General features: G+C 37.6%; 11 protein-coding genes and 1 riboswitch. Of the genes, 1 reads left to right on the top strand and 10 read right to left on the bottom strand.

Annotation, left to right across the window (positions count from 1 at the left end; all coding sequences use genetic code 11):
* Positions 1–10 precede the first annotated feature (10 nt).
* The 5 genes from CKV70_RS07235 to CKV70_RS07255 form a co-directional block, all read right to left on the bottom strand.
* A complete protein-coding gene (locus CKV70_RS07235; RefSeq protein WP_003721931.1) occupies positions 11–937 on the bottom strand; it encodes an osmoprotectant ABC transporter substrate-binding protein in 927 nt (308 codons plus the stop codon).
* 1 nt (position 938) lies between these two features.
* Positions 939–1,595, bottom strand: coding sequence for an ABC transporter permease (locus CKV70_RS07240; RefSeq protein WP_003721932.1), 657 nt, complete (start codon positions 1,593–1,595; stop codon positions 939–941).
* A 3-nt stretch (positions 1,596–1,598) separates the two neighbouring features.
* Positions 1,599–2,792 (bottom strand): betaine/proline/choline family ABC transporter ATP-binding protein, encoded by a 1,194-nt coding sequence (locus tag CKV70_RS07245; RefSeq protein ID WP_003721933.1) that lies wholly within the window; start codon positions 2,790–2,792, stop codon positions 1,599–1,601.
* A 291-nt stretch (positions 2,793–3,083) separates the two neighbouring features.
* On the bottom strand, positions 3,084–3,644 hold the full coding sequence (thiT, locus tag CKV70_RS07250; protein ID WP_003732329.1) for an energy-coupled thiamine transporter ThiT: 561 nt from the start codon (positions 3,642–3,644) through the stop codon (positions 3,084–3,086).
* A gap of 68 nt (positions 3,645–3,712) precedes the next feature.
* Positions 3,713–3,823, bottom strand: a riboswitch (TPP riboswitch).
* Between the two features lie 69 nt (positions 3,824–3,892).
* Positions 3,893–4,276, bottom strand: a complete 384-nt coding sequence (locus CKV70_RS07255) for an MmcQ/YjbR family DNA-binding protein (RefSeq protein ID WP_014600825.1) — start codon at positions 4,274–4,276, stop codon at positions 3,893–3,895.
* 139 nt (positions 4,277–4,415) lie between these two features.
* On the opposite strand from CKV70_RS07255, the gene CKV70_RS07260 reads away from it, so the two are divergent.
* Positions 4,416–6,017, top strand: a complete 1,602-nt coding sequence (locus tag CKV70_RS07260; protein WP_014600826.1) for an ABC-F family ATP-binding cassette domain-containing protein — start codon at positions 4,416–4,418, stop codon at positions 6,015–6,017.
* Between the two features lie 38 nt (positions 6,018–6,055).
* On the opposite strand, the gene CKV70_RS07265 is transcribed toward CKV70_RS07260, so the two are convergent.
* From CKV70_RS07265 to dapG, 5 genes are all read right to left on the bottom strand, one after another.
* On the bottom strand, positions 6,056–6,706 hold the full coding sequence (locus tag CKV70_RS07265) for a hypothetical protein (protein ID WP_003721937.1): 651 nt from the start codon (positions 6,704–6,706) through the stop codon (positions 6,056–6,058).
* A 52-nt stretch (positions 6,707–6,758) separates the two neighbouring features.
* Entirely contained in the window at positions 6,759–8,099 is a 1,341-nt protein-coding gene (locus CKV70_RS07270; RefSeq protein WP_014600827.1) for a dihydrolipoyl dehydrogenase family protein, read from the bottom strand.
* Positions 8,100–8,187: 88 nt separating this feature from the next.
* Complete coding sequence (locus CKV70_RS07275; RefSeq protein ID WP_003721939.1) at positions 8,188–9,855, bottom strand: ribonuclease J; 1,668 nt, start codon at positions 9,853–9,855, stop codon at positions 8,188–8,190.
* Positions 9,856–9,874: 19 nt separating this feature from the next.
* Positions 9,875–10,756 (bottom strand): 4-hydroxy-tetrahydrodipicolinate synthase, encoded by an 882-nt coding sequence (gene dapA, locus CKV70_RS07280; RefSeq protein WP_003721940.1) that lies wholly within the window; start codon positions 10,754–10,756, stop codon positions 9,875–9,877.
* A gap of 14 nt (positions 10,757–10,770) precedes the next feature.
* On the bottom strand, positions 10,771–11,982 hold the full coding sequence (gene dapG, locus CKV70_RS07285; protein WP_003721941.1) for an aspartate kinase: 1,212 nt from the start codon (positions 11,980–11,982) through the stop codon (positions 10,771–10,773).
* Between the last annotated feature and the right edge of the window lie 5 nt (positions 11,983–11,987).

The following is an 11,987-nucleotide window of genomic DNA, read 5'->3' on the forward strand; positions in this document are numbered from 1 at the left end:
TGGCACCTCCTTAGTTTTTACCTTCAAAGTAATTATTTTTTTGCAAGAATTCTTGTGCTACGATGGATGGTTCTTTCAACTTGCCATCTGCTTCATAATTAAGTTTTTGCATCTCTTCTGTCGAAATTTTACCTTTTAATTTATTGATAGTCGTTTTTAATTCCGGATGTTTCTTTAAAATTTCGTCTGTTGCTAATGCAGATGCATCGTATGGTGGGAAGAATTTCTTATCATCTTTTAATAGTTTTAAATTGTAAGTTGGGATACGGCCGTCTGTTGAATAACCAAGCGCCACATCCATTTGATTGTTTTTAAGTGCTGTGTAGATTAAGCCGATTTGCATGGGGAAGATTTTCTTGAATTCGATATCATAGGCTTTCGAAAATGCTTTATAGCCATCTCCTTCGCGTTCCATCCAAGAATTATCCACACCAGCAGTGAGCTCATTTTCTACTTTTCGCATATCACTTACGGTGTTTAAATTGTATTTTTTCGCAGTGTCTTGGCGAACCATAAACACGTACGTATTCGCAAAACCGTAAGAATCAAACCAGGTTTGGTGGAAACGCTCTTCAAAACCTTTCTTAACAGCTGCTAAGGCTTTTTCTGGATCTTTTATAGCTTCTTCGCCTAGCGGACCAACTAAATCTGTACCGGTGTATCTAGTAGCAGTAATATCTACATCCCCATTTAACATCGCTTGGTGTTGAACGATAGTTGATCCGAGGTTGTTGACGATTTCTACTTTTAAGCCAGTATCGTGCTCAATTAATTCTTTTAAAATATTAGAAACGATTTGAGATTCAGTTGTTGCCATTGCACCGATCCGAATAGTATCTTTGGAACTGCCTCCAAGTCCTGGTAAAGAGCAGCTAGATAAGAAAAGGGAACTCGTTAGTAGTAAAACGCTGAATAACGCGATAAATTTTTTCTTCATGTTATTCTCCCCCTTCCCGAGCTTCACGGATGGCTTTTGGTGTTAAGCGATATTCTAATTTTCCAAGCGCGAATTCTACTACAAGGGCTAAAATGGTAACCGGAATTGCCCCACCAAGAATTAAGTCTGGACGGTATAAGTTTAAACCATTAAAAATAAAGTCTCCTAGTCCACCAGCTCCAATGTAAGAAGCAAGCGTCGCCCAAGCGATAACGTATACAGCAGATAAACGAATACCAGCCATAATAACGGAGATGGAGTTAGGAATTTCGACATTAACAATTAGTTGCCAATTCGTCATTCCCATGCCACGACCAGATTCAATTAGATTTTTATCGACTCCCCGAACACCAATAAACGTGTTTCGTAAAATTGGTAAAAGCGCGTAAATAAATAGCGCAATAATCGCTGGTAACGTTCCAACGCCAAGAAACGGAATAATAAACGCCAAAATAGCAAGAGACGGAACGGTTTGCAAAACACTAACAACACCAATAACAAAGTTCGCTACTTTTGGTGAACGCGTGAGTAAAATCCCAGTTGGTACCGCAACTGCAATACCTAAAATAACAGCAGATAGGGAGATAAATAAATGTTGCCATGTTTGAACAAGCAAGTTATGGCCGTTTTCTTGAAAAAATGTAACAATTGCGTCCATAGCTTATCCCTCCTGCTTCATTTCTGGTTCTGTCGTTTTGGAATCCGCCTGTTCCTCCTGGTTTTCTGTCGCATCTTCTAAAGTACCCCAAATGGAGTCATATACGATATCAACTAAGCTGGCACGAGTAACAATTCCGACAAGCCGTTTATCTTTATCCACTACAGGAATGTATTTATATCCACGTTTTAGAATACGTTGTACAGTGTCACGAAGCAAGGTATCTTCATAAACATAAAAGACATTTTTCTCGATAATGTCCATAACAGAAGTTGCTGTACGACGATTTAAATCAATTTGCTCTACGTCGATAAAGCCTTTTAAAACATTACCTTCATCCACAACAAGTAACGTATCTACTCGTTTTTCTTTCATGACAGTAATCGCAGCTTGGAGTGATTTATCCGCTGTAATAGAGACTGGATTTGTGTTCATGATTTGTGCTACTTGTGTAACATCAGGTTTCGCTTCGATTAAGCGATCTTTACCTATGAAATCTTCCACAAATGAATTCGCTGGATTGCGCAAAATTTCATCTGGGGTATCAAATTGAACGATTTCGCCATCTTTCATAATTACGATACGGTCTGCCAGTTTAATCGCTTCATCCATATCATGGGTAACGAAAATAATCGTCTTACCAAGTTCTTTTTGCAAATTTTTGAATTCTTCTTGTAGGGAATCACGAGTAATTGGATCTAGCGCGCCAAAAGGTTCATCCATCAGAATCAAGTTTTGCTCTGCCGCAAGAGCTCTCAGAACACCTATACGTTGCTGCTGTCCACCACTTAATTCGTAAGGGTAGCGGTCCAAAAATTCCTCAGGTAAATCAACTAATTTAATTAATTCTTTTGCTCTTTCTTGTTTTTTCTCTTCGGACCATTTAAGTAATTTTGGTACAAGGACGATATTTTCGCGAATCGTCATATGTGGCATCAAGCCAATTTGCTGAATAACATAACCAATAGAACGTCTTAGTTTGACGGGATCTTCCGCCATGATGTCTTTATCATTAATAAATATTTTTCCTTCTGTAGGTTCAATAAGCCGGTTAATCATCTTCATTGTTGTCGTTTTCCCACAACCACTTGGACCGATAAAACAAACAAATTCTCCTTTATCGATGTTAAGTGTTAGATCATTAACCGCTTTTTTGCCCCCTTTATAAGTCTTCGTTACGTGTTCGAATTTTAACACGCCTACACACCTCCATTTTTTCTTTACCACTACCAAAAAATTGGCAATCGATAACTAATTTCCCTAACTAGTATAGATTTAAACTTTTTAAATACAAAAAAACAGCTTAAAGACAGTGTTACATTCAAACGGAAGTTACTAAACAAGATGATTTCGTACTTGTGGCACGTGTGACATCGATGCTAAACTTGTAATCGTGAAAATGAGCATTGTAATAAGCTGCAATATAGTATTTATTTAATTATAACACACTTAAAAAGGCCCAAAAGCAAATGCTTCTGGGCCTTTTGGTTATTTTGGTAAGAATAATTTTGGTGAGGTCTTCAATAATATCGAAATAATGATACCTGAAACAAGGACGGTACCAAGGCAACTGGCCCCATTCATCACGATAGAAAATAGTTGTGCCCCCCAACCTTGAAATGCATAAGCCCCCCAGAATAATACTCCTGCAACATAGTGCCAAAAATATCGAGCTAATCCTCCAATAATCATGGTTCCCCACGCCCATTCGATTGCCTTTTTGAGTTGATTAGCAGCTAAATTACTTCGAACTTGCTTGCTGAAGACACCACTGAAAGCAATAAAACTGAATGCCAAAATATACTCAATAATTGCTTGGGATGGCATTAAAATATAAGCCTTACCTGTTAAGAAATGCAGTAAGCCCCATAATAGTCCAGCGAATCCAGCCGCCCAAAAACCTCGACGGATTGCGATGACATACATTGGAATCATGCCAAGCGAAATGGAAAAACTGGAACCAATGTCTAGCGGTATGAAACTTAATACCATCGCCACTGCAGCAAAGATAGCACACTCAAGTAAAATGATTAATCGTTTGTTTTGCATAAAAAAATAAACTCCCCTCTTCTTTTTGGTCAAAAACGTACCCCAGAAGAAAGCAGTTTCTATGGTTAGAAATGCAATCGCCACAATCCCTACGCTCGTATTAACGAACAGGTTCAAAGGGTCAGAATCCAAAAACACGTGGACTCAATCTCAGCTAAGAAGCCCCCCCTGTGGTAACGTCTATGAAATTATCGTACAACAATTATTATAGCATGCACTTCTTTTTTGTAAAGAATTTTTTCTTTTCTTTAGTCATTTGCAGAAAATTTCACAGTGTTTTGTGCTTTTTTCGGCAATTTATCAAAAATAAGCAGATAACTATTTTGAATTAACGCAAATTCAGTTTCAGCTTCCACATCGTATTTTTCATTAATAACGAGCGTAATCCAATGCTTTTTATTTAAATGATAGCCTGGTTTTATGCTCAAATATTCATCGCGCAACAAATCAATTCTTTCCGGCTGACATTTAACGCTTATATATAAATCCCCGTGGTATAGATGTATCAGTGCAAATATTTTACCGCCAACCGTTAAGGCGTGCGTTTTTTTATCAAATGGGAAAGTTTCTTTAGCGGCTTGTAAAGTAAGACAAAGCGCGACTTTTTCTTGTAAAGTTTGCTCGTAATCCATCCGGCTCTCCTCCTTATTTTGATATTATAACATTTATTTATGCGTGTATGCTTTCTTTGCTACACTAACCATGTTAAAATAGAAGTAATTGTGCTTTTTCTGATTTCAAGGAGAAGTAACTTAGTATTGGAGGAAGAAAATGTTAACTGTAAATAATGTTGGCTTACGCTACGGCGATAAAAAGCTATTTGAAGATGTTTCGATTAAATTTTTACCAGGTAACTGTTATGGTCTTATTGGCGCAAATGGTGCTGGTAAATCAACGTTCCTAAAAGTGCTTTCTGGCGAGCTTGATTCACAAAGTGGTAATGTGCATATTGGTTCAGGTGAGCGTCTAGCTGTCCTTCGCCAAGATCATTTCCAGTATGATGATGAACTTGTCCTCAACACAGTAATTATGGGACATGAACGTCTATATAAAATTATGGACGAAAAAAATGCCATTTACATGAAAGAAGATTTCAGCGATGCAGATGGTATCCGTGCTGCAGAACTGGAAGGCGAATTTGCTGAATTAGATGGTTGGGAAGCGGAATCTGACGCTGCTGTTTTATTAAACGGCTTAGGTATCCCTACTGACTTACACGGAAAACTAATGAAAGATTTAACTGGTGGAGAAAAAGTGAAAGTGCTTCTTGCACAAGCTTTATTCGGTAAACCAGATATCCTACTTCTGGATGAGCCTACTAACCACCTTGACATCCGTGCGATTCATTGGTTAGAAGAATTTTTAATTAACTTTGATAATACTGTTATCGTTGTATCCCATGACCGTCACTTCTTAAATAAAGTATGTACGCACATTGCGGATCTTGATTTCAGCAAAATTAAATTATATGTCGGAAACTATGATTTCTGGTATGAATCAAGCCAATTAGCTCAAACAATGATGGGCGATCGTAATAAGAAAAAAGAAGAAAAAATGAAAGAATTACAAGACTTTATTGCTCGTTTCAGTGCGAATGCATCGAAATCCAAACAAGCAACAAGCCGTAAAAAAATGCTCGAAAAAATCACGCTGGAAGATATTCAACCTTCTAGTCGTCGTTACCCTTTCATTCAGTTCAAACCGGACCGTGAAGTTGGAAATGATTTATTGACAGTGACAAATTTGTCTAAAACAATTGATGGCGTGAAGATTCTTGATAATCTTTCTTTCTCAATTAATCGTAATGACAAAGTTGCTTTAGTTGGCGATGATGAAGTTGCAAAAACCGTTCTTTTCCAAATCCTTGCTGGCGAAATGGAGCCTGATGAAGGTAGCTATAAATGGGGTATCACAACAAGCCAAAGCTACTTCCCGAAAGACAACTCCGAATTCTTTGAGGAAAACGACATGAGTCTTGTAGAATGGCTACGTCAATTCTCTCCAGAAGATGACAGTGAAGCCTTCTTACGCGGATTCCTTGGTCGTATGCTATTTAGTGGCGATGAAGTACTTAAAAAAGTACGCGTCTTATCTGGTGGAGAAAAAGTTCGTTGTATGTTATCCAAAATGATGCTTTCAGGTTCTAACGTTCTTTTACTAGATGAACCTACTAACCACTTGGACTTAGAATCCATCACAGCATTAAATAACGGCTTGGAAGCATTTAAAGGCGCAATAATCTTTGCTTCTCACGATCATCAGTTATTACAAACAATTGCAACTCGCATCATTAACTTATCAAAAGACCAATTTTACAATAAAGAAATTTCTTATGATGAGTATCTAAAAGAAGTAATGAACGTAGCAGAATAATGACAAAAAAACAATATCCCATCTGCGGGATATTGTTTTTATTTTAGTTCAATTTTACCAGTTTCTGTCGTGATTGGTGTGGATGAATCTTTCAGATAGCTTAGAAAACTATAAGAAATCCATGTAATATCAGAAACTTTGTCTAAATCATCTACGGGAAAAACGATTTTTCCTTTGGCAGTTTCGCCAGGCTTAATTTCAGTTGTATCAAAATTAGATAAAACAGCATCTCCTCCATTTAAATCTAACTTGTTTGCCTCTAGTTGTCCTTGGTTTGGATAGGTTTCGAGTGTTTTAGCTGCATTGTTGGTAATTTCTAAAGCGATAGTAATACTACCATCTACTGGCTTACTTGCGGATGTTGAATAAGTTTCTTTCTTTTCGACCGTCACAGTAGTGATTTTTTTCTTAATATTATCTGCGGAATCTTCATAGTTAACTTTATACGTCTTCGTCTCTTCTGGGGTTGCTTGACTTGTTCCTTTAGAAGAATAATTGAACACATCATTTTGTACTTGCTGATAATGTGAAAAACTAACAATGATACCAATAATGGAGCCAACCATTAATAACATCCCTGCACTAGTTAAAATAGCACCAATCTTCCGTCTGGCTGGGAAAAATAAAATTACGATACCTGCGATAAAAATTAAGAAAGCACATATTCCGGCAATGATCCAAATTTCCATCTTATTTGCTCCTTTTATGCGAATTTCTCCCTCACTATAACATATTTAGCCTCTAGTTCAAAGCAGTTAAGTCACTTGCTGGAGATGGGTAGGCAAAAATAACAGATTGTAAATCAGCTAAAGTTAGATTTGCTTTCATTAAGATGGCAATGTAATTTATCATATAATCTGCTTCTTCACTAAGAAAATGAGCGCCTTTGATTTGCCCTGACTCTCTGTCTTCAATGATTTTTGCAAGTGCAATTTGTTCATTTGTTCGTTTGTATGTGTACCAACTAGTTGTGTCATGATTTTTAATTTGGTATTTTTCCGGATTTGCTTTAGCTTCTTCTGTACTTATACCAATGCTTGCAAGTTTTGGGCTAGTGAAAACGACGCTTGGTATCGCTGGATAAGTTATTTTTTCGTTTCCGCCTATAACATTTTTAGCCACAAGTGCTGCTTCCAAGCTTACAACTGGTGTTAGTGCTGCACCTTTTGTCGCAGCGACATCACCGCATGCATAAATATGAGGGTTGTTAGGTGTTTGAAGTTTTTCGTTAACGACAATGCCTTTTTTAGTGTAATCGATGCTTGCATTTTCTAAAGATAGATGTGCGATGTTTGGCATTCTACCAGTTGCTCCAATAATTAAATCTGTTTGTAATGAAAAGCTATCTTTACCTTTAATATGCAATTTCCCACCATCATTTTCAATTTTAGTAATATCTGTGTCAAAATGGAAATGAATGCCTTCATCTTTTATATTGGCAACTAATGCCGCTACGAAATCAGGATCAAATTTCTTTAAAGGTTCACTATTATGGTGAATAATGTGTACATCTCTCCCAGCTGCGAGTGCTATAGAAGCAAATTCAAATGAAATATAACCTCCACCAATAAAAACGACAGAATCTGGGAGTTTTTCAAGTGATAAGAAATCATCGCTAGTTTGAATGTATTCTTTCCCTTCTACTTTTAACGTGCTTGGTGTTGCTCCTGTTGCGATGACAATTTTTTCAGCATAAATTAAATCATCGCCGACTTGCAAGGAATGGGAATCTTGGAAACTAGCTGCCCCAAAAAATGTCTCAATCCCAGCTTCTTGAAAGCTTGCCAAACGACTTTCTGGCACATTCTCGACAAAAGTTTCTTTAAATGCCATTAAATCTGTCCAGCTAATCGTCGCTGCTTGCTTAATGCCTTTGCCGCGTAGTCTGGTGGACAGATTTCTTGCTTCTCTTGCTCCGATGAGAACTTTTTTAGGGTCGCATCCTCTGAGTACACACGTTCCACCCCAATTCCGCTCTTCTACAATTGCTACTTTTAACCCTGCTGCCTGTGCTTCAAATGCAACCGTTGTACCACTTGCACCGCTTCCGATTATAACGACATCATATGTAAATTTTGCCACCTAAATCACTCCTTCTTAGCTTGTTTTCCCGTCTGATTTCACTTTCAAACGAAAAAAACTGCCACACACGAATGTGCAGCAGTTCATTCTAGACTTCCATAATAATTGGTAAAATCATTGGACGTCGTTTTGTTTGTTCAAATAAGTAGCGATTTAATTGGTCGCGAATGTCTTGTTTTAATTTCGCCCATTCAAAGCCGGTTTCTTGAAGATTTTTTTCAACAATTTTTGTGACAACTTTGGAAGATTCTTCAATCAAATGTTCTGATTCGCGCACGTAGATAAAGCCGCGTGAAATGATTTCTGGTCCTGAAGTAATGGTTTTTGATTTACGATTAAGTGTTACTACAACGATGAAAATTCCGTCTTCTGAGAGTAATTTACGGTCGCGTAGCACGATGTTTCCTACATCACCAACACCTAATCCATCAATTAAAGTATTACCAGAATAAACGCGATTTCCGGCCGTCATTTTATCATTTTTATATTCTAAAATTTCGCCTTTACCAACGATAAATACTTCTGATTTTGCCATGCCAACTTCATGAGCTAATTTAGCATGGCTGATTAACATGCGATATTCTCCGTGAACTGGAACAAAATATCTTGGTTTTAATAAGTTAATCATTAATTTTAAATCTTCTTGGCTTGCATGACCAGAGATGAAGAGATTGTTACTCATAGTTAGCACTTTCGCACCTGCTTTATAGAGCATATCCATTGTTTTCGCCATCATTGTTTCAAGAGATGGCGATGGCGTAGTCGTAATGTAAACAGTATCGCCAGGTTTGATGTTAAGTTGCGGATGGTTTCCTTTAGTCATTAATTGTAATGATTGAATTGGTTCTCCTAGATTACCTGTTTCAATAATTGTAATTTCATCATCGCTATATTTTTTAAGTTCTTTTAACGGAACAATTAAGTCTTCTTCAATGACGATTTTACCTAAACTGCCAGCAATTTCGAAAACACGCTCTAGTTCTTTACCAACAATAGCGACTTTACGTTTGGTTGCAACGGATGCATCGAGTACTTGTTGTAAGCGAATTAAATTAGAAGCTACACAAGCAACGATAATTCTGCCGTCTGCCATTCGGAAAGCATGTCTGATCTCTTCTTCAATTAAACTATCACTAGAAGTCGTTCCAGGGTGCTCAGCCTCTGAACTATCCGAAAGCAAGGCAAGTACACCCTTTTCGCCAAATTCTGCAATATGGCTTAAATCAGAAGCGTAGCCGTCTTTCGCTGATTGATCGAATTTGAAATCCCCTGTATAAACAATGGATCCTTCGCTTGTTTCAAGGACAATACCCACAGAATCAGGAATAGTATGTGTTGTCCGGAAAAAGGAAACATCAATTTTTGAAAAGGACAATGTTGTTTCTTCGTTAACGACATGGAAATTCTTGAAGCGTAGTTTGCGGTGCTCTTTAAGCGCTGATTTTGCTAGAGCAATCGTTAATTCTGTCCCGTAAACAGGCGCTTTGATTTTTTGAAGTAAGTATGGCAATGCACCAATGGCATCTTCGTGACCGTGTGTTAGAAAAATAGCTTTTACACGATCTTTATTTTCTTCTAAATATTTGAAATCAGGAATGACAATATCAATTCCTAGTAATTCATTTTCGGGGAACATTAAGCCCGCATCTAATATAAAGATATCTTCGTCTATTTCTACTACATATAAATTTTTGCCACTTTCATCGACACCGCCGAGTGGAATGATTTTTATGTTTTTCGCTTTTTTTATTGTCAAAGCGTAGACCTCCTTTGAACTATTTAGAAAGTCCTTCTAATATAGCTTGTAATTTCGTTCCTTGTTCAGCATTCAAATCTACAAGTGGTAGTCTTACAGGTCCAACGCTAATACCTTGTTGATTCAGTAAGTATTTTGTTGGTGCTGGGTTCGGTACTGAGAATAATCCATTCATGAGGGGTAATAACTCTCGGTGAATTTGAGCAGCTTTTTGAACTTCACCACGTTCAAATGCTTGAATCATTTCTTGCATTTCATTCCCTACAATATGGCTGGCAACAGAAATAACACCGTTTCCGCCAACTGCAAGAATTGGTAATGTTAAACTGTCGTCCCCACTGTACACCTGGAAATCGTCCGAAGTTTCAGCGATGATTTTGCTTATATTATCCAAATTACCGCTAGATTCTTTTACACCAACAATATTAGGCAATTTCGCTAGACGAATAATTGTTTCTGGCTCGATATTAACAACACTACGGCCAGGAATATTATAAATAACTACTGGCAAATCAGAAGCTTCAGCAACCGCGGCAAAATGGGCATACAAGCCATCTTGATTTGGTTTATTGTAATATGGAGCTACGATTAAAACAGCATCCATACCACCAAGCGTGGCAACTTCTTTTGTAAAAGCGATTGTTTCAGCTGTGTTATTGGAGCCTGTTCCAGCAATTAATTTCGCACGTCCGTCATTAGTTTCAATTACTTGGCGAAATAATTTTATTTTTTCATCATGGGATAAAGTTGGAGATTCGCCAGTTGTTCCAGCGATTACTAAACCGTCTGAGCCATTTTTGATTAAGTGATTCACGAGATGATGAATTCTTTTTTTGCATACTTTATCTTTCTCTGGGTGAATTGGTGTCACCATTGCTGTAATTACTTTCCCTAAATCCATCTTTCATTTCCTCCTTACTTAATTTCCAAACAAAATACGTCATGAAGGGCATTGACTGCTGAAATTAAGTCCTTTTCTCTTACTAATACCCAAATAGTAGTATGACTATCCGCTGATTGTAAAATTGGGATATTTTTTTCAGATAATGCGCCAACGATTTTTGCAGTAACACCGGGAACACCTGTGATTCCGGCGCCAACAATAGAAACTTTCGCACAAGCTTGTCGTACAGTTGTTTGTAAGTCTGCATCTTCTAATAGTTGTTTTACTACATGAGATTTTTCTTCGGGTACCGTAAAAATGACAGAGTTAGTAGAGATGTTAATGAAATCAAGGCTGATTCCTGCATCTGCTAATATTTTAAAAGCGAGTTGTTGTGCTTTTACAGTATCCGTTTGTACTGATATTTGTGTTAAATTGGTTACATGAGCTACGCCGGTTACCATTCGTTCTTTCACGTCAAAATGACCTGAATCATCAGCTAGTGAAGTGACAAGTGTTCCGGTGCTTTCCAAATAGGTAGAACGAATCCGCATTGGTATTTTTGCAGTCATCGCAATCTCAACTGCACGTGGATGGATAACTTTTGCACCTTGATATGCCATATTGCTCACTTCGTTATAACTTACTCGTGGTAGTGAACGCGCGTGTTCTACGATACGTGGATCGGCTGTCATCATTCCATCTACATCCGTAAAGATATCAATATAGTTTGCTTGTAACGAAACTCCTAGAGCTGCTGCGGATGTATCACTTCCTCCGCGTCCTAATGTGGAAATATCCCCATTTGCAGTAATACCTTGGAAGCCAGCAACTACTGCTACATCAAGGTTCGTTAATGCGTCTTTCAAACGAGCTGTATCCACTTCTGTGATTTTTGCATTTAAATGGTCGTCTGATGTAATGATGCCTGCTTGACCACCAGAAAACGCCTCTGCTTTAATATTTGCTTCTTTTAACATATTTGTAAATACAGATGCTGAAATAGTTTCGCCGACAGAGAGTAAAGTATCTTGTTCTCTAGCTGTTAGCTTTGTATTTTTAGCACCAATAAGTTCTAATAGTGTGTCGGTCGCATAAGGATCTCCGTATCTACCAATGGCTGAAACGACAACAACAACTTTATATCCTTCTTTTAGTACTTGTTTGATATGATTGAATGCCATCAAACGTGATTTTTCATTTTGTACGGATGTTCCGCCAAATTTTTGGACAATAATTTTCATTACTT

This window comes from Listeria monocytogenes, assembly GCF_900187225.1.
Classification (GTDB): domain Bacteria; phylum Bacillota; class Bacilli; order Lactobacillales; family Listeriaceae; genus Listeria; species Listeria monocytogenes.